Source organism: Geotalea uraniireducens (genome assembly GCF_027943965.1).
GTDB lineage: Bacteria > Desulfobacterota > Desulfuromonadia > Geobacterales > Geobacteraceae > Geobacter > Geobacter uraniireducens.
Genome location: NZ_AP027151.1, coordinates 4,074,369 through 4,094,301, shown reverse-complemented (window position 1 = coordinate 4,094,301; position 19,933 = coordinate 4,074,369). Strand labels below are relative to the sequence as shown.

Genomic DNA, 19,933 nt, shown 5'->3' with positions numbered 1-19,933 from the left:
GGAGTAATCATGTCATTTCGAACCATTGAATGGCGCGACGACAAGGTGGTGATGATCGACCAGACCCGGCTGCCGGGCGAGGAGGTCTATGTCGAATACGTCGATTATAAAAGTGTGGCCGAGGCGATCCGCGGGATGGTGATTCGCGGCGCCCCGGCGATCGGGGTGGCGGCAGCGATGGGGGTGGCCCTCGGCGCCCGGGAGATCATCGCCGATACCCACGAGTCCTTTCTCCAGCAACTGAACAACGTCTGCGAAGTCCTGGCCCGGACCCGGCCGACGGCAGTCAACCTCTTCTGGGCCATCGAGCGGATGAAACGGGTGGCCGAGGCCAACCGCGACCGGACTCTCGATCAACTGCGGACCATCCTCAAGGAGGAGGCGATCCGGATCGAAGAGGAAGACCTGGCGCTCTGCAAGGCGATCGGCCGGCACGGTGCCGAGCTGATCCCCGCCGGGGCGACGATCCTTACCCATTGCAATGCCGGCGGGCTGGCAACGGCCGGCTACGGTACCGCCCTCGGGGTGATCCGCGCCGCCCACGAGGCGGGAAAGAATATCCAGGTTTTTGCCGACGAGACGCGTCCCTGGCTGCAGGGCGCCCGGCTCACCGCCTGGGAGCTGATGAAGGATGGCATCCCCGTTACCCTGATCGCCGACAACATGGCCGGCTTTTTCATGAAGCGGGGCGAAATCAGCTGCTGCGTCGTGGGGGCCGACCGGATTGCCGCCAACGGCGACACGGCGAACAAAATCGGGACCTATAGCGTGGCGGTGCTGGCGAAGGAGAACAACATCCCCTTCTATGTAGCGGCACCGACCACCACCCTCGATCTTTCGCTGGCCAGCGGCGACGAAATTCCGATCGAAGAACGCCATGCCCGGGAGGTCACCCATCTCCACGGCTTCCCGGTGGCCCCGGAAGGGATCAGGGTGCGCAATCCAGCGTTTGACGTCACGCCTGCCGGCTACATTGCCGGGATCATTACCGAGAAAGGGGTGGTCCGCGGCGACTATCGGCAGGGACTGCGGGCACTGGTGGAACCATGAGCCGCAACGACGACTTCGCCCGCCGGCTCGACGAAGCGCTGGCCGGGGACCCCGGCGTCGCCAACGACCATCTGCTGGTCGAACTCCTGGAAGAGCGGGGCTTTGCCTATGCCAGCCGCTCTGTCGCCAACCTTCGCCTGCTCCAGCAGGTGTTTCCCGATCACCTCCTCCGCACGGTGACCGTTGCCGCGCTGGCGACGCCGTCACCGGACATGGCGCTCAATGCCCTGGAGCGGGTGAGCGGTGTCGTCGAGCGGGACGAGTTGCTGGCGGTCTGCAACCGGAAGGAGCGGCTGGCTCAATTCCTCGCCGTTTGCGGCTCTTCGCCGTTCCTCGTTACCATCCTCTGCCGCGATCCCTCCTATTTCCATCAGCTGTTTGCCAAGAAAGCGATCGACCTCCGGCGGAGCGAGCGGGAGATGCTCGGCCTGCTCCGCGCCCAACTCCCCGCCGACGTCGATTATCCGGCGCTTTTCCCCCTGCTGCGCCGCTACAAATTCATGGAGATCCTCCGCATCGCCGCGCGCGATCTGGTCGGCCTGGCACCCCTGGAAGAGGTGACCGCCGAGCTCTCCTCCCTGGCGGCCGCTTCGCTGCAGATTGCCTACGAGGTGGCCCGGGCCAAGCTGGTAGCGGAGCACGGTCTGCCGCTGATGCGGACCCCGGACGGCCTCCGCGAGGCCGAAATGACCATCATGGGGATGGGGAAATTCGGCGGCCGCGAGCTCAATTTTTCTTCGGACATCGACCTGATCTATTTCTACTCGTCGGATCAGGGCGAAACTGCCGGCGTTCCCGACGGCCAGGGGGGGATGAAAGGCGTGCTGTCGCTGCACGCCTTCTTCACCAAGCTGGGAGAGATGATCTCCAAGGCGCTTTCCCAGGTGACCGCCGACGGTTTCGTTTTCCGGGTCGATCTCGGACTCCGGCCCGAGGGGAAGAGCGGCGACCTCGCCTGCTCCCTTCGCTCGGCGGCGACCTATTACGAGTACTGGGGACAGTCGTGGGAGCGGGTCGCCATGCTCAAGGCGCGGCCGGTGGCCGGCTCCATCTCCCTCGGCGAGCAGATTCTCAAGGCGATCGAACCGTTCATCTACCGGAAATACCTCGATTACAACCTGATCGAGGACATGATGGCGATGAAGAAGAAGATCGACGCCTCGCTGGCCCGGGAACGGGAGGGGGAGTACAATATCAAGCTCGGCCGGGGCGGGATTCGCGAGATCGAATTCTTTATCCAGGCGCTGCAACTGGTCTATGCCGGCCGCAACCCGCAGTTACGGGAGCGGAACTCGCTCAAGGCGCTGCAGTCGCTGCGCGATGCTCGGTTGATCAGTGACGAGGACGCCTCGGCCCTCAGTGAGGCGTACCGCTTTCTCCGGACGGTGGAGCACCGCATCCAAGTGGTCCAGGAACGGCAGACCCATTCGCTGCCGAGGAAAGAGGATGAGCTGCTGGCCCTGGCCCGCCGTTGCGGCTATCGGCGCGGCAATGGCCTGGCGACATTTTCGGAGCAGCTCGAACAGCATCGCCGGCGGGTTTCGGCGATCTACGGCGATCTTTTCCTCTCCCGCGATGAAAAGCTGAAGGAGGAGGTCAAGCCGGAGATTCTCCACTTTTTCGACCGGAATGCCGATCCCGACTACATCAAGGACATGCTTGCCGAACGACATTTCGAAAATGTCGATGCCGCTTACGAAAACCTGCTGCTGCTCCGGGATGGTCCAACCCGGACTCCGCTGACCGAACGGGCCCGGCGTCTGCTGGAAAAAATCTCACCGCTCCTCTTGCAGGAGATTTTTGCCTCCCCCGATCCGGACCTGGCCCTCAATAACCTGGAACGGTTCCTCTGCGCCGTCGGCAGCCGTTCCGCCGTCTATGCCCTGCTGGCCGAGAATCGGGAGATCCTCAGGCTGCTGGTGTCGCTGTTCGGCACCTCCGAATTCCTCTCAAAGATCTTCATCGGCCATCCGGAACTGCTCGACGGCCTCGTTGCCCGCTCCTATGCCAGCTACATCAAGGACCGGGAGGCGATGGAGATGGAGCTGAACGGGATGCTCGATACCGCCGAAGACCTGGAGGAACGGCTGGACGTGCTCCGGCGCTACCGCTGCGAGGAGTTCCTGCGGATCGGCATGAACGACATCTACGGCAAGCTCGGCCAGTCGGAACTGACCTACCAGTTGACCGGGCTGGCCGAAGTCTGCCTGGCCGCTGCCTGCCGGCTGGCCAAGAAGGAACTGGCCCGCTTCGGGCGGCCCATTTTCCGCGACGCCGACGGCGACGAGCGCCAGGCCCACTTCGCCGTGGTTGCCATGGGGAAGATGGGGGGGAACGAACTCAACTACCACTCGGATCTGGACATCATCTACATTTACGATCGTCAGGGATATACCGATGGGGAGAAGCAGATCAGCAACCACGAGTATTTTGCCAAGCTCGGCCAGAAGATCATCTCCATTCTGACCACCCTGACCCGTGAAGGGTATGTCTATAAAATCGATACCCGCTTGCGCCCCTCCGGCAATGCCGGCCCCCTTGTCACTTCCATCGAGTCGTTCCGCAACTATCATCGCGACGAAGCCCAGATCTGGGAGCGGCAGGCGCTGACCAAGGCGCGTGTCGTCTATGGCGACGAGCGACTGCGCCGGGCCATCGAGGAGGTGATCAGGGCAACGGTCTACGGCGCCGGGGCCGATGATACGGTCCGCCGGGAGATCCGCCGGCTGCGGACCCGGATGGAAGTGGAACTGGCTAAGGAGAAAGCGGGGAGTTACAACATCAAGACCGGTCGGGGCGGCATCGTCGACATCGAATTCCTCGTCCAGTACCTGCAGCTCTGCCATGGCCGCCACCACCCCGAGGTCAGGAGTACCAACACTCTCCTCGCGTTGAAAGCGATGCGGCTCTGCAACGTGATCGGCGAGGAGGAGTCGACGGTCCTGCAGGCCGGCTACAAGTTCCTGCGCCGGCTGGAAAACCGCCTGCGGCTCATTCACGACTATTCTATTAACGACCTGGGAGGCTCCCGGGAATATCTGGACAAGCTGGCCCGCCGGCTCGGCTACGATCCGAAGCTCCGTCACCCCGGCACGGCGCTGCTGAACGAGTACGAGCGGACCACCGAGGCGGTGCGGGCGGTTTATGACACCATCATGGGGGGCGGTGAAGAGTGAGCAGGGAGTCCAGCGAGGGGCCGTCGCGCCGCTTGCTGCAGATTTATGAGCTGCTCTTCCAGCAGTACGGCCCCCGGTACTGGTGGCCGGCGGAGACGCCATTCGAGGTCTGCGTCGGGGCGATCCTTACCCAGAATACCAACTGGGGAAACGTGGAGAAGGCGATCGCCAACCTGAAAGAGGCTCGGCTGCTGACGCCCGGGGCGCTTCGGGCGGTGCCGGTAAGGGACCTGGCCGAGGTGATCAGGCCGGCCGGCTTTTTCAATGTCAAGAGTGTCCGTCTAAAGGAGTTCGTGGCGTTTCTCTTTGCTCGTTACGAAGGGGATTTGGCGCGGATGTTTGCCGGAGATTGGCGCGAACTGCGGGAAGCCTTGCTTGGGGTCCGGGGAATCGGCCGCGAAACCTGCGACTCGATCCTCCTCTATGCGGGGGGAAAGCCGACGTTTGTCGTCGATGCCTACACGAAGCGACTCTTAGCCGCGCTCGGACTGGCGGTGCCGACGGCTGGTTACGAAGAGGTCCGTGCCCTGTTCATGGAGAACCTGCCGAACGATCCGCAGCTGTTCAACGAATACCACGCCCTGATTGTCGAACATTGCAAGGCGCATTGCCGGAAGAAGCCGCGCTGCAGCGGCTGCGCCCTGCACCTGCTATGTATCCCCTGAAATCATCAATTCCACGCGGTTGCGCCCCCCCTGCTTGGCCCGGTACAACGCTTCATCGGCCTGGCGGAACAGCGAGTCGACGCTCTCGACGCAGGACGAGGGAAATGTCGCGACACCGAGGCTGATGGTCAGCACATTGTTCTGCAACCGGCCGCCGAAGACGTGATCCTGGACTTCCAGGCGAAGCCGTTCGGCGATCGTCCTGGCTTCGCCCAGTGGGGTTTCCGGCAGGAGCAGGACGAATTCCTCTCCCCCATAACGGGCGGCGATGTCGTAGCTGCGCAACCGGGCGCGGACGATCTCCGCCAGGCTGGCCAGGACCCGGTCACCCTCCTGATGGCCGTAGGTGTCATTGACCTTCTTGAAATAATCGATGTCGAGGATGATCAGCGAGAGGGCTCCGCCCTTGCGGGCCGCCCGGTGAAACTCCTTGTCGACCATTTCCATGAGGTGGCGGCGATTGTGGAGGTGGGTGAGCGGGTCGGTAATCGACAGGGTCCGGAGAAGTTCGTTAGAGCGTTTCAGCTCATCCTGCAGCGCCTTCATCTTCATCTGCACCCGGACCCGGGCCACCAGTTCGCCGGCGTCGAAGGGCTTGGTGACAAAGTCGGAGGCTCCCTGTTCCAGCCCCCTGATCTTGGTTTCCCGGTCTTCCTTGCCGGTCAGGATGATCACCGGCAGATCCTGGAATTCTTCGCGAGCCCGCGTCATCGACAGGAAGCGGAAGCCGTCCATCCGCGGCATTTCCAGGTCACAGAGCACCAGATCGACCTTGTTGTTCAACAGTTTCTTGAAACCGTCGAGGCCGTCTCCTGCTTCCAGATAAGAGGTGAAGAGGGATACCTCGCTGACGATCCGGCGAATTTCATCCCGAAGGGTTTCTGAATCATCAATGATGAGAACGGTTCTCTCCATAGCGGTGCGGTTCTCCATGCCGGTGGCAATCTGCATTGCATGTTCACGGGGCGGAACGGGGCGGCGGGAAGACGCAGTCAAGAAACTGCTTGATGATTGCCGCGGTTAGCCCCCAAATCTCATCTTCGCCGTACGAATAAAAATAGACGGGCTGGTGCCGGCCCTGCCACGTCCAGTCTTCAACCCTGAACCGACCGGGATCGAGAAGGCCGGCCAGCGGGGGAGTGATGAGCCGGTCGATTTCGGCCGGATTTGGCTGCAGCCGGTAGTCGGCGGGGAACAAGCCGACGAACGGAGTTACCAGATAGTTGTGAATTGAGTAGAAATCGTCCAGTTCGCCGAGGATCTCCACGTCCTCCGGCCGGATTCCCACTTCTTCCCAGGTTTCGCGCAGTGCCGTTGCCTGTGCGTTACGGTCCTCCTGCTGGCGCACCCCGCCGGGGAACGAAATTTCCCCGCGATGATGATTCAGACGCTCCGTCCGCTTGGTCAGCAGCAGGTGAGGTTCGCCGCCCCGGAAGAACAACGGCAGAAGCACTGCCGCCGGGACCGGCCCCGCGGCCAACGGCACCCGGGTGCGGGCGGCCAGGGCTGCCCGTATTTTCGTCAGTAATTCCTGCTGATCAAACAGCACTGCCTGCATAGCTGGATTTGCCTGAAATAAGTTACTGGACGCGTAGTTACAGTATCGGCTCTTTGGCGCGTCGCTTTAACTCTTTTATCGTCGTTGCATAATTGTCACTGCCGAACACGGCACTGCCGGCGACGAAAACGTCGGCACCGGCATGGGACACCTGGTCGATATTGGCGATCTTGATCCCGCCGTCGACTTCAAGCTCCGCCTCGCAGCCGTGACGGTCGAGCATCGACCGGAGTGCATGGATTTTCGGCAGGCAGGCCTCAATGAATGACTGACCGCCAAAGCCCGGATTGACGGTCATCAGCAGCACCAGGTCGAGGTCGTTGAGGATATAGTCGAGGACCGAGAGCGGCGTTGCCGGATTGAGCGAGATGCCGGCTTTCTTGCCGAGCGACTTGATCAACTGGATGGTCCGGTGGCTGTGCGGTGTCGCTTCGGCGTGAAAGACGATGATATCGGCACCGGCGGCGGCAAATTCGGGGATGTAACGGTCCGGGTCGGCAATCATCAGATGAACGTCAAGCGGGAGGTCGGTCACCCGGCGCACTGCCTCGACGACCAGCGGGCCGATGGTGATATTCGGCACGAAATGGCCGTCCATCACGTCAATGTGGATATAGTCGGCGCCGGCCTCGGCAACGGCACGCACTTCATCGCCGAGGCGCGAGAAGTCGGCGGACAGGATGGATGGGGCAATCTTTTTCATGAATCCTCCACGGGTATCAACAGAAATTACCGCTTGCGCAGCCGGGCGGCGAAGAAGCCGTCCATCCCGTCCCGGTGCGGCCAGCTCCGGAAGCAGCCTGTCGCAGTGAAGAGCTCGGTAAAATCGGGAAACAATTCGTGCAAGTTTTCTAACATAAAATCGCCGTGCTGCGAAAGGAAATCGGCGATTACCGCCTCGTTTTCCTCTTGGGTGGTGGAACAGGTCGAGTAGAGGAGGACGCCGGCCGGCGCCAGCCGGGGGGCAAGATGGTTGAGGATCGCCCGCTGGGTTGCCGCGAGCTGGCCGGCATCGGCGGCCGATTTCCACCATTTTCCGTCCGGATTTCGGCGCAGGACACCGAGGCCGGAGCAGGGGGCATCGATGAGAATCCGGTCGAAAGGGGCGTCGGCGGCGGGGAGAGGGGACGAAGCGGCGTCGGCCTGGGCGGTGTGAATGATGGTGATGCCGAGCCGGTCGGCGGTCTCCTCGATCAACCGCAACTTCTGCCCGGCGCTGTCGCAGGCGAAAACTTCCCCGTGGTTCTCCATCAGTTGAGCGAGATAGGTCGCCTTCCCCCCCGGCGCCGCACAAGCGTCGAGCACCCGCTCGCCAGGGCGGGGGGCGAGGAACAGCGCGGCAAGCTGGGAAGACTCGTCCTGGACGGTAAAAAGCCCCTCCTGGAAGCCCGGCAACTGGGGGACGGCCAGCCGCGAGCGGAGCCGGAGGCCGCAAGGGGCAAAGTGGGTCGGCTCGGCATCGATCCCGGCCGCGCTCCAGCGCGCTGCCAATGCATCGCGAGAAATCCGCAGGGTATTCACGCGCACGGTCAGCGGAGCCGGTTCGGCCATCGCGGCGGCCAGTAGTTCCGCTTCCGCGGGCCCGAGCTGGCCAAGCCATTGTTCGACAATCCAGCGCGGCTGGGAATAGCGGAGGGCGATAAAGCCCGCCGGGTCTACCTCTCGGTCGGGATAGGGGACCGTGGCCCGCTCCCGGTCGGCCCGACGGAGAATGGCATTGACGAGCCCGGTGGCTCGGGGCGCCAGCACCTTGACCAGGTTGACCGTTTCGTTGACCGCGGCGGAAATGGGAATCCGGTCGAGGAAGAAGAGCTGGTACAGGCCGAGACGGAGGAGGAGCAGGACGGCCCGTTCCAGTTTGGCGGCTTTGGTCGAGGAAAAGACGTCGATCAGGTGATCGAGGGTGGCCCGCCGCCGCAGCACCCCGTAAACGAGCTCGGTCAAGAGGCCGCGATCCGCGCCCTGCAGGAGGTTGCGGGAAAGGGCGTGGTCGATGAGCGGTTCGGCGAAGGCACGATCCCGGTCGACCCGCAACAGAATGTCGTAGGCAAGGCGGCGCGGTGTTGGACGGTTCACTGTTGCTCCCGGTGAATGGTTATTGACTGCGGCGGATCAGCCTGGGGTACGTCGGCGATCAGTGGTTGTGCCGGCCATAGGCCATCTCTTCCAGCCGCCGCACCCGCTCCGCCATGGGAGGGTGGGTCGAGAAGAGCGACATGATCCCGCCACCGCGCAGCGGGTTGACGATAAACATGTGGGCGGTAGCCGGGTTGGCGTCCATCGGCAATTGCTGGTTCGCCATTTCCAGTTTGCGGAGGGCGTTGGCCAGGTAGAGTGGGTTGCCCGCCAGTTCTGCGCCGCCGGCATCGGCAGCGTATTCGCGGGAGCGGGAGATCGCCATCTGGATCAGCATGGCGGCAATCGGGGCGATGATCGCCATCATCAGCATGCCGGCACCGCCCCCTTCGTCGTCGCGGTCCCGGCCGGTGCCAAAGATTGCGGCCCACTGGGCCATGTTGGCGAGATAGGTGATTGCGCCGGCGATGGTGGCGGCGATAGACGAGATGAGAATATCGCGGTGTCTGACGTGCGCCAGTTCGTGGGCCATCACTCCGAGCAGCTCGTCGCGGGACAGGATACGTATGATGCCGGTGGTGGCGGCAACTGCCGCATGCTCCGGATTTCGGCCGGTGGCAAAGGCATTCGGGGTGTCGGAAGGGATTTCATAAACCCGTGGCATCGGAATGGCTGCCTGCAGGGCAAGCTGACGAACCACCCCGTACAGCTCGGGGTTTTCCGCCTCGCTCACCTCTTTGGCGCCGTACATGGCCAGGACGATCTTGTCGGAAAACCAGTAGGAAGCGAAATTCATCACTGCGGCCATCACCAGGGCGAAAGCCATGCCGTGCCTGCCGCCAATGGCGCCGCCGGCCAGGACCAGCAGCACCGTCAACAGTGCCATGAGTAAGGTTGTGCGTAAGGTATTCATATGATTGGTACTCCTTGGTGTCGAGAGAATAGCGAACACTGCTACCGCTTCATTATAGGTATTCGCCGGCAAAACTTCAAGGAGCCCGTCCCTGGATCTGCCGTGGCCCGGTCGGGCCAATTAACCTGCCGAATCGACAGGGAATTTGTCGTTAAGGTGCCTCTCATGTTGAATCTGAAGTACTTTTACGGTAAAAGGTGACAACTGCTGCGTAAGCGGCATTCCCCACCGGTCGTCTCAAGCGGCGTACAGGGGGAGAGGAGCCGAAACGAGATGGACCATCTCTTCTTTGCCATAGCCGTCGTGATCGTGGCCGGTTTCTCCGTCCTTTCCGCCGGGCATGCGTTGATCATGAAGCGTGATCCCCGTTCGGCGCTCGGCTGGATCACTATCTGTCTCACCATTCCTCTCATCGGCGCCCTGTCCTACTGGAGCATGGGGGTCAACCGGATTTTCCGCCGGGCCCGCAAGTGGCAGGAGAGCGGGCGGCGGCTGGCCGGCTCGGAATACTTCCGTGCCTTTCCCGAGCACGATGCGGCAATTGTCATGCCCCCAGGGGCCGAATACATGGGCGAACTCCGCCGGCTGGCCGACCGGGTGGTAAGCGCGCCGCTGGTTGGCGGCAACCGGGTCGAGCCGCTCGAAAACGGCGAAGAAGCCTACCCGGCCATGTTGGCGGCCATTGCCGCCGCCCGGGATTCCATTCACCTTTCCACCTATATTTTCGATACCGATGGCACCGGCCGGCGTTTTATCGCTGCCCTGGCCGCCGCGGCCGCGCGCGGGGTGACCGTGCGGGTGATCATCGACGGGATCGGCGAAAAGTATTCCTTTCCCCGCGCCCGCAAGCTCCTGGAGCGGGCTGGAATCCAGGTCGCCCGCTTTCTGCCGTTGCGGCAGGGAATCTACATGAATCTCCGCAGTCACCGGAAGCTGCTGGTAGTCGATGGTCTCAAGGCGTATTCCGGTGGGATGAACATTGGGGACCGGCATCTGGTCAACCGGCCGGACCCGACGGCCGTCAAGGATCTGCATTTTGTGGTGGAAGGGACGGTGGTGGGAGAGCTGCAGCGGGTTTTCCTCGAGGATTGGCACTTCGTCACCGGCGAATTGCTCGATGACGAGCGGTATTTCCCGGCGGTGCCGCCGACCGGGGAAGCGCTGGCCCGGGCAATCGGCGACGGCCCAGACAAGGAGTTCCGCAAGCTGCAATGGATTCTGCTGGGAGCCCTCTCCCGTGCCACCCGCCATGTGCGGATCATGACTCCGTACTTCATTCCGGACCGAACGTTGATCGCCGCCCTGGTAACCACGGCGCTGCGCGGGGTGGAGGTAACTCTCATTCTGCCGGAACGGAATAACCTCCCCTACGTCCACTGGGCGACCCGGGCCTACCTGTGGGAACTGCTGCAGCAAGGGATTCGGGTTTTCTACCAGCCGCCGCCGTTCGTCCATACCAAGCTGTTGCTCGTCGATGGGCTCTGGAGCCTGATCGGCTCCGCCAATCTCGATCCCCGCAGTCTCCGCCTTAACTTCGAACTCAACCTGGAAGTCTACGACCGGGAGCTGAGCGGCCGGCTGGCGCGCCATTTTGCCGCCGCCCTCGCCAAGTCCCGCGAAGTGACCCTGGCCGAGATGGATAGCCGGCCGCTGTCCGAAAAACTTCGCGACAGCACGGCAAAGCTCTTTTCTCCCTACCTCTGATTACTTTGCATAGGCGGCAAGATTGACCAGCGCCCGGTCTAACGCCTCCCGGCAGTGGGCCTCGATGGTCCAGGCGGCATTCGGCGCGTATTGCTCCATCAGGGCGAAGAAACGGTCGAAGTCGATCGCTCCTTCCCCCAACGGCAGGTGGTCGTCCCGTGTTCCCCGGTTGTCGTGAATATGGGTTTCAGCAATGTAGCTCCCCAGTTCGGCGAACCACTCCTCCAGCCCCACCTTGTGGAACAGATTCCAGTGACCGATATCGAAACAGTGGCGGAACTGCGGGTGGTCGAGCGCTTCGAACAGTGCCCGGAGCGTTGACGGCTCTTCCTCGAAAATGTTCTCTACGGCCACCGTGCAGCCGATCGGCTCCGCCTTGGCGATTACCGCCTGCCAGGTTTCGATGCTGTGGGCGAGCCAGCGCTCCTGGTTTTCCCCGTAGCGCCAGCGGTCGTAGCCGGGATGGAAGACGATGACGTCCGGCTTGAGGATGGCGGCGACCTTGAGGACCTGGTCGAGCCGGTGCCTGGTCACTTCGCGGATCAGGCGTTCCACCGAGCCCGGGTTGAGGTCGATGAACGGAGCGTGGAAGGTACAGCGGATTCCGGCCGCGGCCAATGTCTGGGCAACGGTGCCGACCTCCTCGGGGATCAGGCTGTCGAGAACTTCGCCGGGGAAGAAGATTTCCGGATTGAGCTGGCGGCTGATAATCGTTTGCAGATTTTCCACCAGCATCGGATAGGGAACGTGGGCATAAACGCGATTACGCATGGTCATGGGGCTCTTTCGTGTCGTGGTTGATGATTGAATCGGCGCAGGATTCGCAGGAAACCAGCTGTTCCAGCTTGGTGATCTCGCCTGGTTCGCCGAGGACGATCAGGGTGTCGAGGGCTTCGATTTTGGTATGGGAATGGGGGTTGAAAACCATCTTGCCGGTGGCCTTCTTGATCCCGACGATGATTACCCCGGTCGCTTTGCGCACTCCTGAGGTAACGAGGGTTTCGCCGATGAACGGCGATTTTTCGGGAATCCGGATCTCCTCCATCTGCAGGTCGAGATGTTCACGGCCGGTGGCGATCTCGATGAAATCGACGACATTGGGGCGGAGGATGGCCTGCGCCATCCTGCTGCCGCCGATCTGGTACGGCGACACTACCTTGTTGGCGCCGGCCCGTTTCAGCTTGATTTCCGAGCCGTCCTCACCCGAACGGGCCAGGATGTAGAGGTCGGGATTCAGACCGCGGGCGGTCAAGGTGATATAGACGTTTTCGGTGTCGGAAGTGACCACTGAGATCAGTCCCTTGGCCCGCTTGATTCCGGCCCGAAGCAGCGTGTCGTCCTCGGTGGCGTCGCCGCGCAGGAAGAGATATTCCTCCTGCTCAAGCTTGCTGACGACCTCGCTCCCCTTTTCGATCACGACGAACGGCAGCGGCCGGGCGGCGAATTCGCGGCAGATCAGCGCGCCGATCCGGCCATAGCCGCAGATGATGTAGTGGTCATGGAGCGCGTCGATCTTTCGTTCCACCTTTTTCCTCCCAATGATCCGTTGAAACTGCCCCTCGAACATGATCTGGGCAAGACTGCCGACGATGTAGCCGAGAACGCTGACGCCGAAGATGATCAGTCCGATGGTGAACAGCTTGCCGGCAGCGTCGAGATCGTGCACTTCCTTGAACCCGACCGTGCCGAGGGTGATGACCGTCATGTAGAGGGCGTCGAGGAAGCTCCATCCCTCCAGTGACATGTAGCCGATCGTTCCGCCGGTGATAAGCGCGGCCAGGATGGCGACGGAAATTTTGAGATGGCGGACGGGATCCATGCTCAGCGGTCCTTTCGCGCTAAAGATACTATCGGCCAGGCGAAATGGCAAGAATGAAGGATGTCGAGCGGAGTTGCCGCGCTTTTTTTAAGCGCCCCTTAACTCGTACTTGACAAATATTGTATACTGTATACAATTAGGCAGCCCCGCTCTGGAGAAAATCCATGAAAAAAGCCATCGAGAAGCATCTGACCCTCCGGGAAAAAATCCTGGAGACTATTCGCGACGCCATTCTCACCGGCGCCCTCAGGCCCGGGGAAAAGGTGGCCGAGCCGGATTTGGCCGAGCGGTTCGGCATCAGCAGGACGCCGATTCGCGAGGCGTTCCGGCAGCTGGAATCTGAAGGATACCTGACGGTCATTCCCCGGAAAGGGGCGGTCGTTACCTCGTTTTCCCCCAAGGACGTCGAAGAGTTCTACGCCATCAAGAGCATTCTGGAAGGGTATGCGGCCCGGCGGGCCTGTGAAAAGCTGAGCGCCAAGGAGCTGGAAAAGCTCAAGGGGATCAACGACCGGCTCCGGCAACTTGCCACCGAAGGCGATATCAGACATTTCTTCAGAATTCATAATGACTTCCACGACCTGTTCATCCGGGCGGCCGATAATGACAAGCTCTACGAAATGGTCGGCAATCTGGTGCGCAAGTTCCAGCGGCTCCGTTATGCCTCGTTGAGTCTTCCGGGGCGGATGGCCATCTCGGTGGAAGAACACGACAAGATCATCGATGCTTTCCGGAGCCGCAACCCCGATCTGGCCGAAACGCTGGTGCGCAAGAATGCCGAATATGGCGGTAAGGTCCTGATGCAGGAAACCGACGGGACTCCGCCGCTCAAGCCGGCGGAACGCGCCGCCGCCCTGCATATGGATCTCTAGCTGTTGTCCCTCCTCGCGACACTGCTCTCCTTGACAGGTCCTGGTCAATCTGGTACTGAGGTCACAACGGGTTGACACCGCCATCTTTCGTGGGCAGAGGGCCTTTTCGTGACATCTCTCCAGCGCATTCCCAAGGTTGACAAAATCCTTGTCTGGGAGGGGATTCAGCTCCTCCTCTCCCGTCATCCCCGTCCCGCCGTCATCGAGGCAATCCGCGGTGTGCTTGATGAACTGCGTACCGCCGCCCGAACGGGACTCCTTCAGGATGCCGATCTTGCCCCGGCGGTACTCGCCGGTCGGGTCGCCACTGAAGTGGAGCGGCTGGCGGCGGCCAGTCTCCGGCGGGTCGTCAACGGCACGGGAGTCGTAATCCATACCAACCTCGGTCGTTCGCTCCTTGCCGATTCGGTCCATGCGGCGCTTGACGAAATCGGTTTCGGCTATTCCAATCTGGAATACGATTTGGAAAAAGGTGAGCGGGGGAGCCGCTATTCCCATGTGGAACGTCTGCTCTGCGAGTTGACCGGTGCCGAGGCTGCCCTGGTGGTCAACAATAATGCGGCGGCGGTGCTGCTGGCCCTGTCGGCGCTTGCCGCCGGCAGAGAGGTGATCGTTTCCCGCGGGGAACTGGTGGAGATCGGTGGCTCATTCCGCATTCCCGACGTCATGCGGCAAGGTGGCGCCCTCCTCCGCGAAGTGGGAACCACCAACCGTACCCATCTTCGGGACTATCGGGGGGCGGTGACCGGAGAAACCGGACTGCTGCTCAAGGTCCACTCCAGCAATTTTGCCGTGGTCGGCTTTACCGCCGAGGTGGCGGCCGGAGATCTGGTCGTGCTCGGCCGGGAACTCGGCCTGCCGGTGATGGCGGACATCGGCAGCGGCTGCCTGGTTGATCTCGGTCGCTACGGTATCTGCGGCGAGCCGACGGTCCAGGAATTCGTCGCTGCCGGGGTCGACGTCGTTACCTTCAGCGGTGACAAGCTGCTCGGCGGTCCTCAGGCAGGGATCATCGTCGGCCGCAGCTCATGCATCGCCCCGCTCAAGAGCCATCCGCTGCTCCGGGCGCTACGGATCGACAAGCTCACCCTTGCAGCCTTGGAGGGAACGCTCCGCCTCTATCGCGACGAACGCCAGGCGCTGGCCGAGATCCCGACCTTGCGGATGCTCACTGCTTCTGCCGACGAACTGAAAACGCGGGGGCGCCGGATTGTCCGGCGGCTGTGCCGGGAGCTCCCGGCGTCGGTTACCCTTACGCCCCTGGCCGGCGTGTCCCAGGTCGGCGGTGGCGCCTATCCCCTCCTGGAACTGGTCACGACCCTGATTGCCGTCGAGGTCGGCCAGCTGTCTCCACAGGAGCTGGAATTGCAGCTCCGCCGGCTGACGGTGCCGGTACTCGGTCGAATTCACAAAGGGCGCTTCCTGCTCGACGTCAGGACTATCCAGGAGCGCGATCTGCCGCTCCTGGCCACGGCTTTGGCTGAACTGGCGGGCTGATGGCGCCGGGCACCCGGCCTTGGCGGCGACTCCCCGGCGCCGAGAATTTTGGCTGGTCTTTTCCGTATCCTTTTGTATAATCTGAAGTTTCCTGCCGGCCGGCCGACTTTGTACCCGGGCCGGGGGTGACCACCGCTTCCGCCGGGAGCGGCTGCGAGGTTGAGCATGGGAGTGTATGCGCTGGTCCCGGCTGCCGGTATGGGCAAGCGGATGGGGGCCTCGATCAATAAACAGTACCTGCAGCTGGCCGGCAAGCCGATCCTTGCCCATACCCTGGCCGTATTCGAGCAGGCGGCGTTCGTGGCGGGAATTTACCTGGTGATCCCGGAAGACGAAATCGCTTACTGCCGGGCAGAGGTGGTCGAACGGTACCGGCTGACCAAGGTGCGCCGGATCGTCGCCGGTGGGAAAGAGCGGCAGCAGTCGGTACTCAACGGCTTACGGGCCATGGAAGGGACGGCTGCCGATGACGTGGTACTGATCCATGACGGGGTCCGTCCCTTTGTTCCGGAAGAGGTGCTGTGCCGGGCCGCAGAGATGGCGCGGGAGGCCGACGGCGCGCTGGTTGCCGTCCCAGCCAAGGATACGATCAAGGTGGTGGAGAACGGCGTTATTACCGCCACCCCGCCGCGGGAGAGTCTCTGGCTTGCCCAGACGCCGCAGGCGTTCCGTTATGCGGTGATCCGTGCCGCCCATGAAGTGGCCGATGCGGAGCGGTTTCTCGGTACCGACGACGCCATGCTCGTCGAGCGGCTCGGCCGGGAGGTCCGGATCGTCATGGGAGATTACCGCAACATCAAGATTACAACCCCCGACGATCTGCTCCTTGCCGGGGCGTTCCTCCGGGAACGGGCGACGCCGGTGCCTCATCCGGCCGGATGATCCATACCTGCAGACGGGAGAGCGACATGATGCGCATTGGCCATGGCTATGACGTACATTGCCTGGTGACGGACCGCAAGCTGATTCTCGGCGGCGTCGATATTCCTTACGAAAAGGGGCTTCTCGGCCATTCCGATGCCGACGTGCTGCTCCATGCCATTGCCGACGCCATCCTCGGGGCCATTGCCGCCGGGGACATCGGTAAGCATTTCCCCGATACCGATCCGGCTTACAAGGGGGCGGACAGCCTCAAGCTGTTGCAGCATGTGGTCGAGCTGGCCGGGCAGCGCGGCTATCGGCTCGGCAACCTGGATGCGACCATTGTTGCCCAACGGCCGAAGCTCGCGCCATATATCGAGGCGATGCGGGCGAATATCGCCCGGGCCTGTGCCGCCGATATCGAGCAGGTAAATGTCAAGGCAACGACCACCGAGCAACTCGGGTTCGCCGGGCGGGGCGAGGGGATCGCCGCCTACGCGGTAGTCCTGATGAACCGGCTGGGATAACAGTAAACCTTACGGAAGGCGAGGCCACTTCATGACGAACCAGGAACCGACCCACGTTACCAACTTTGTCCGCAACATCGTCGAAGAGGATTTGCGGAGCGGCAAGCACCAGTCCATCGTCACCCGCTTCCCGCCGGAACCGAACGGCTATCTGCATATCGGCCACGCCAAGTCGATCTGTCTCAATTTCGGTCTGGCACGCGACTTCGGCGGCTGCTGCCATCTCCGCTTCGACGACACCAATCCGGTCAAAGAGGATGTGGAGTATACCGAATCGATCAAGGAAAGCGTCCACTGGCTTGGTTTCGATTGGGGGGAGCACCTCCACTATGCTTCCGACTATTTCGAGCAGCTCTACCAGTGGGCCGAAGAGCTCATCCGGCAGGGAAAGGCCTATGTGGACGATCTGTCCGCCGAGGAGATCCGCAGCTACCGGGGGAGCCTGACCGAGCCGGGGAAAGAGAGCCCCTACCGGCAGCGTTCCGCAGCGGAGAACCTCGACCTGTTCCGCCGGATGCGGGGCGGCGAATTTGCCGAAGGAGCCAAGGTTCTCCGGGCCAAGATCGATATGGCTTCGCCGAATATCAACCTCCGCGATCCGGTGATGTATCGGATTATCCATGCGTCACATCCGCATGCCGGCGACGGCTGGCGGATCTATCCGATGTACGATTACGCCCATGGCCAGTCGGATGCCATCGAAGGGATTACCCACTCGATCTGCACTCTGGAGTTCGAGGATCACCGGCCGCTCTACGAGTGGTTCCTCGACAATCTGCCGGTTCCGAGTCGGCCGCGGCAGTACGAATTTGCCCGGCTCAACCTGACCTATACGGTGATGAGCAAGCGCAAGCTGCTGCAACTGGTGCGAGATGGCGACGTGGCCGGCTGGGACGACCCGCGGATGCCGACGCTGGTCGGGTTGCGCCGCCGCGGCTACACTCCCGAGGCGATCCGTGGTTTCTGTGACCGGATCGGCGTTGGCCGGAGCGATAGCTGGATCGACATGAGCATCCTCGAAGAGAGCGTGCGGGAGGACCTGAACGAGCGGGCACCCCGGGCGATGGCGGTATTGAAACCGCTCAAGCTGGTGATCGACAACTATCCGGCCGACCGGGCCGAAGAATTCGATGCCGCCAATCACCCCCAACGTCCGGAGCTGGGGACGCGGAAGATCCCTTTCTGTCGCGAACTGTATATCGAGCAGGACGATTTCATGGAGACGCCGGTCAAGGGGTTCCATCGGCTGGCGCCGGGGCAGGAGGTGCGGTTGCGCTACGCCTACATCGTCAAATGCAGCGAAGTGGTCAAGGACGAAACGGGGGCGGTGGTCGAGGTGCGCTGCAGCTACGATCCGGACAGCCATGCCGGCGGGGCTGCCGCCGGCCGCAAGGTCAAAGGGACTATCCACTGGGTGTCGGCCCGCCATGCCGTCGATGTGGAAGTCCGCCTCTACGACCGGCTCTTCACGGTTGCCAACCCGGCCGGCGATGACTGGAAACAGTATCTCAATGCCGCATCGATGGAGCTGCTTAGCCACTGCAAAATTGAGCCATCTTTGGCACATGCCGCCGCCGAAGAGCGTTTCCAGTTCGAGCGGCAAGGATACTTCTGCGCCGACCGGAAGGATTCCCGCCCCGGGACGCCGGTTTTCAACCGGACCGTTACTCTGCGCGATTCCTGGGCGAAACCGCGCTGAGCGGGCGTGGCAAACAAACACCGAGTGATCGGGAGCAAGGAGTAGGCATGGGATTGCGCGTCTATAACACCCTGTCGGGAGCCAAAGAAGAATTCGTCCCGCTCGAGCCGGGCAAGGTCAAGATGTACGTCTGCGGCGTTACGGTTTACGACCATTGTCATATCGGCCACGCCCGGGCGAACGTGGTTTTCGACATGATCTACCGATATCTTCGGCACCGCGGCTTTGCGGTGACCTATGTCCGGAACTATACCGACATCGACGACAAGATCATCAATCGGGCCAATCGGGAAGGGGTGCCCTACAATGTCATCTCGGAGCGGTTCATCGGTGAGTTCGATCATGATATGGCGGCGCTGGGACTCGATCTGCCGACCCATCAGCCGAAAGCGACTGATAATATTCCGGAAATCATCGCCATCGTCGAAAAGCTGATCGCCGGCGGCTACGCTTATCAGGCGGAAGGAGACGTCTATTATTGCGTCGAGAAATTCGCCTCTTATCTGAAACTCTCCAAACGCAATCTCGAAGAGATGCAGGCCGGTGCCCGGATCGAGGTCGGGGAGAAAAAACGCCATCCGATGGATTTTGCCCTCTGGAAAGAAGCCAAGCCGGGTGAACCGTTCTGGGAGTCGCCGTGGGGCCGGGGGCGGCCGGGGTGGCACATCGAATGTTCCGCAATGAGCATGAAGTACCTTGGGGAGACCTTCGACATCCATGGTGGCGGCAAGGATCTGATCTTCCCGCACCACGAGAACGAAATTGCCCAGTCCGAGGCGGCTAACGGCAAGCCCTTCGTCAAATACTGGCTACACAACGGCTTCGTCAATATCAACGCCGAAAAGATGAGTAAGTCTCTCGGCAACTTCTTTACCATCAAGGAGGTGCTGGACAAGTACGATCGGGAAGTGCTCCGCTTTTTCCTGCTTTCGGCTCACTATCGTTCCCCAATCGACTTCTCCGACCAGAACCTGACCGAGGCGGAAGCCGGTCTGGAAAGGATATACAAGGCAATTGGCGCCGTTGAAGCGGCACTGGCTGGGGGGGGAGGGGGCGGGGATTCCGCCGGAGCCCGTGAGCTGGCGGAAAAGGCCGCCGGGTTGCCGGTCCGATTCGCCGAGGCGATGGACGACGATTTCAACACCGCTCAGGCATTGGGTCACGTTTTCGAGCTGGTTCGGGCGGTGAACCGGGTGCTTGCCGAAACGGCCGTCAGTCGCGATATCCTGCTTGCCGTTCAGGAGAGTATCCGTGGGGCCGGAGCGGTCCTTGGCCTCTTTACCTCGTCACCGGACGAATTCACGGCGCGGTTGAAAAGTCGCAAGGCTGCCGACTTACCGGTTGCGGTAGAGGAAATCGAGCGGTTGATCGAGGAGCGGAAAGCGGCTCGGGCGGCCAAGGATTACCGGCGGGGCGACGAGATCAGGGACCAGTTGCTGGCGCTGAATATCGTCCTGCTCGACTCGCCGCAGGGGACGAGCTGGAAGGTGAAATAGCCCACAGAGCCCGCTGCTGC

At 62.0% G+C, this 19,933-nt stretch carries 17 protein-coding genes; 10 read left to right on the top strand and 7 right to left on the bottom strand.

What is annotated here, in order from left to right; all coding sequences use genetic code 11:
* The first annotated feature begins 9 nt into the window (after positions 1–9).
* From mtnA to QMN23_RS19150, 3 genes are read left to right on the top strand one after another with little or no spacing between them, the layout of a single operon-like run.
* Positions 10–1,050 carry an S-methyl-5-thioribose-1-phosphate isomerase gene (gene mtnA, locus QMN23_RS19160; RefSeq protein WP_282000937.1) on the top strand — a complete coding sequence of 347 codons (1,041 nt, stop codon included), beginning with the start codon at positions 10–12 and terminating at the stop codon, positions 1,048–1,050.
* On the top strand, positions 1,047–4,226 hold the full coding sequence (glnE, locus tag QMN23_RS19155; RefSeq protein WP_282000936.1) for a bifunctional [glutamate--ammonia ligase]-adenylyl-L-tyrosine phosphorylase/[glutamate--ammonia-ligase] adenylyltransferase: 3,180 nt from the start codon (positions 1,047–1,049) through the stop codon (positions 4,224–4,226). Before mtnA ends, glnE begins: the two co-directional genes overlap by 4 nt.
* Positions 4,223–4,891: an endonuclease III domain-containing protein gene (locus QMN23_RS19150; RefSeq protein ID WP_282000935.1), complete on the top strand. Its 669-nt coding sequence runs from the start codon at positions 4,223–4,225 to the stop codon at positions 4,889–4,891. The genes glnE and QMN23_RS19150 overlap by 4 nt, the downstream gene beginning before the upstream one ends.
* On the opposite strand, the gene QMN23_RS19145 is transcribed toward QMN23_RS19150, so the two are convergent.
* Genes QMN23_RS19145 through htpX form a run of 5 tightly spaced genes read right to left on the bottom strand, consistent with a single transcriptional unit; the run spans position 4,877 to position 9,438 of the window.
* Complete coding sequence (locus QMN23_RS19145) at positions 4,877–5,806, bottom strand: diguanylate cyclase (RefSeq protein WP_282000934.1); 930 nt, start codon at positions 5,804–5,806, stop codon at positions 4,877–4,879. The two genes, QMN23_RS19150 and QMN23_RS19145, sit on opposite strands and share 15 nt — an antisense overlap.
* Before the next feature lie 43 nt (positions 5,807–5,849).
* A complete protein-coding gene (locus QMN23_RS19140) occupies positions 5,850–6,449 on the bottom strand; it encodes a CoA pyrophosphatase (protein ID WP_282000933.1) in 600 nt (199 codons plus the stop codon).
* 37 nt (positions 6,450–6,486) lie between these two features.
* A complete protein-coding gene (gene rpe, locus QMN23_RS19135; protein ID WP_282000932.1) occupies positions 6,487–7,152 on the bottom strand; it encodes a ribulose-phosphate 3-epimerase in 666 nt (221 codons plus the stop codon).
* Between the two features lie 26 nt (positions 7,153–7,178).
* On the bottom strand, positions 7,179–8,525 hold the full coding sequence (rsmB, locus tag QMN23_RS19130) for a 16S rRNA (cytosine(967)-C(5))-methyltransferase RsmB (protein ID WP_282000931.1): 1,347 nt from the start codon (positions 8,523–8,525) through the stop codon (positions 7,179–7,181).
* Positions 8,526–8,583: 58 nt separating this feature from the next.
* Positions 8,584–9,438 carry a zinc metalloprotease HtpX gene (htpX, locus tag QMN23_RS19125; RefSeq protein ID WP_282000930.1) on the bottom strand — a complete coding sequence of 285 codons (855 nt, stop codon included), beginning with the start codon at positions 9,436–9,438 and terminating at the stop codon, positions 8,584–8,586.
* A gap of 273 nt (positions 9,439–9,711) precedes the next feature.
* Between htpX and cls the strand changes: the two genes are divergently transcribed.
* Complete coding sequence (gene cls / locus QMN23_RS19120) at positions 9,712–11,142, top strand: cardiolipin synthase (RefSeq protein ID WP_282000929.1); 1,431 nt, start codon at positions 9,712–9,714, stop codon at positions 11,140–11,142.
* Here the strand turns inward: cls and QMN23_RS19115 are convergent, their stop codons facing one another.
* Together QMN23_RS19115 and QMN23_RS19110 are read right to left on the bottom strand one after the other, a co-directional pair.
* Positions 11,143–11,913 (bottom strand): sugar phosphate isomerase/epimerase family protein, encoded by a 771-nt coding sequence (locus QMN23_RS19115; protein WP_282000928.1) that lies wholly within the window; start codon positions 11,911–11,913, stop codon positions 11,143–11,145.
* A complete protein-coding gene (locus QMN23_RS19110; RefSeq protein ID WP_282000927.1) occupies positions 11,906–12,961 on the bottom strand; it encodes a potassium channel family protein in 1,056 nt (351 codons plus the stop codon). Before QMN23_RS19110 ends, QMN23_RS19115 begins: the two co-directional genes overlap by 8 nt.
* 164 nt (positions 12,962–13,125) lie before the next feature.
* On the opposite strand from QMN23_RS19110, the gene QMN23_RS19105 reads away from it, so the two are divergent.
* From QMN23_RS19105 to cysS, 6 genes are all read left to right on the top strand, one after another.
* Complete coding sequence (locus QMN23_RS19105) at positions 13,126–13,833, top strand: GntR family transcriptional regulator (protein ID WP_282000926.1); 708 nt, start codon at positions 13,126–13,128, stop codon at positions 13,831–13,833.
* Positions 13,834–13,941: 108 nt separating this feature from the next.
* Positions 13,942–15,330, top strand: a complete 1,389-nt coding sequence (gene selA, locus QMN23_RS19100; protein ID WP_282000925.1) for an L-seryl-tRNA(Sec) selenium transferase — start codon at positions 13,942–13,944, stop codon at positions 15,328–15,330.
* A gap of 165 nt (positions 15,331–15,495) precedes the next feature.
* Complete coding sequence (ispD, locus tag QMN23_RS19095) at positions 15,496–16,212, top strand: 2-C-methyl-D-erythritol 4-phosphate cytidylyltransferase (protein ID WP_282000924.1); 717 nt, start codon at positions 15,496–15,498, stop codon at positions 16,210–16,212.
* Positions 16,213–16,241: 29 nt separating this feature from the next.
* Positions 16,242–16,718: a 2-C-methyl-D-erythritol 2,4-cyclodiphosphate synthase gene (gene ispF / locus QMN23_RS19090; protein WP_282003949.1), complete on the top strand. Its 477-nt coding sequence runs from the start codon at positions 16,242–16,244 to the stop codon at positions 16,716–16,718.
* A 31-nt stretch (positions 16,719–16,749) separates the two neighbouring features.
* Complete coding sequence (locus QMN23_RS19085; RefSeq protein WP_282000923.1) at positions 16,750–18,417, top strand: glutamine--tRNA ligase/YqeY domain fusion protein; 1,668 nt, start codon at positions 16,750–16,752, stop codon at positions 18,415–18,417.
* A gap of 47 nt (positions 18,418–18,464) precedes the next feature.
* Positions 18,465–19,913 carry a cysteine--tRNA ligase gene (gene cysS, locus QMN23_RS19080; protein ID WP_282000922.1) on the top strand — a complete coding sequence of 483 codons (1,449 nt, stop codon included), beginning with the start codon at positions 18,465–18,467 and terminating at the stop codon, positions 19,911–19,913.
* The last annotated feature ends 20 nt before the right edge of the window (positions 19,914–19,933 follow it).

What these genes read in the sequence shown, in the direction of transcription:
- ispD (WP_282000924.1), top strand. Translation starts at nt 15,496, where the DNA reads ATGGGAGTGTATGCGCTGGTCCCGGCTGCCGGTATGGGCAAGCGGATG.
- QMN23_RS19115 (WP_282000928.1), bottom strand. Translation starts at nt 11,913, where the DNA reads ATGCGTAATCGCGTTTATGCCCACGTTCCCTATCCGATGCTGGTGGAA.
- glnE (WP_282000936.1), top strand. Translation starts at nt 1,047, where the DNA reads ATGAGCCGCAACGACGACTTCGCCCGCCGGCTCGACGAAGCGCTGGCC.
- cls (WP_282000929.1), top strand. Translation starts at nt 9,712, where the DNA reads ATGGACCATCTCTTCTTTGCCATAGCCGTCGTGATCGTGGCCGGTTTC.
- QMN23_RS19110 (WP_282000927.1), bottom strand. Translation starts at nt 12,961, where the DNA reads ATGGATCCCGTCCGCCATCTCAAAATTTCCGTCGCCATCCTGGCCGCG.
- htpX (WP_282000930.1), bottom strand. Translation starts at nt 9,438, where the DNA reads ATGAATACCTTACGCACAACCTTACTCATGGCACTGTTGACGGTGCTG.
- rpe (WP_282000932.1), bottom strand. Translation starts at nt 7,152, where the DNA reads ATGAAAAAGATTGCCCCATCCATCCTGTCCGCCGACTTCTCGCGCCTC.
- mtnA (WP_282000937.1), top strand. Translation starts at nt 10, where the DNA reads ATGTCATTTCGAACCATTGAATGGCGCGACGACAAGGTGGTGATGATC.
- QMN23_RS19085 (WP_282000923.1), top strand. Translation starts at nt 16,750, where the DNA reads ATGACGAACCAGGAACCGACCCACGTTACCAACTTTGTCCGCAACATC.
- ispF (WP_282003949.1), top strand. Translation starts at nt 16,242, where the DNA reads ATGCGCATTGGCCATGGCTATGACGTACATTGCCTGGTGACGGACCGC.
- QMN23_RS19105 (WP_282000926.1), top strand. Translation starts at nt 13,126, where the DNA reads ATGAAAAAAGCCATCGAGAAGCATCTGACCCTCCGGGAAAAAATCCTG.
- QMN23_RS19145 (WP_282000934.1), bottom strand. Translation starts at nt 5,806, where the DNA reads ATGGAGAGAACCGTTCTCATCATTGATGATTCAGAAACCCTTCGGGAT.
- QMN23_RS19140 (WP_282000933.1), bottom strand. Translation starts at nt 6,449, where the DNA reads ATGCAGGCAGTGCTGTTTGATCAGCAGGAATTACTGACGAAAATACGG.
- cysS (WP_282000922.1), top strand. Translation starts at nt 18,465, where the DNA reads ATGGGATTGCGCGTCTATAACACCCTGTCGGGAGCCAAAGAAGAATTC.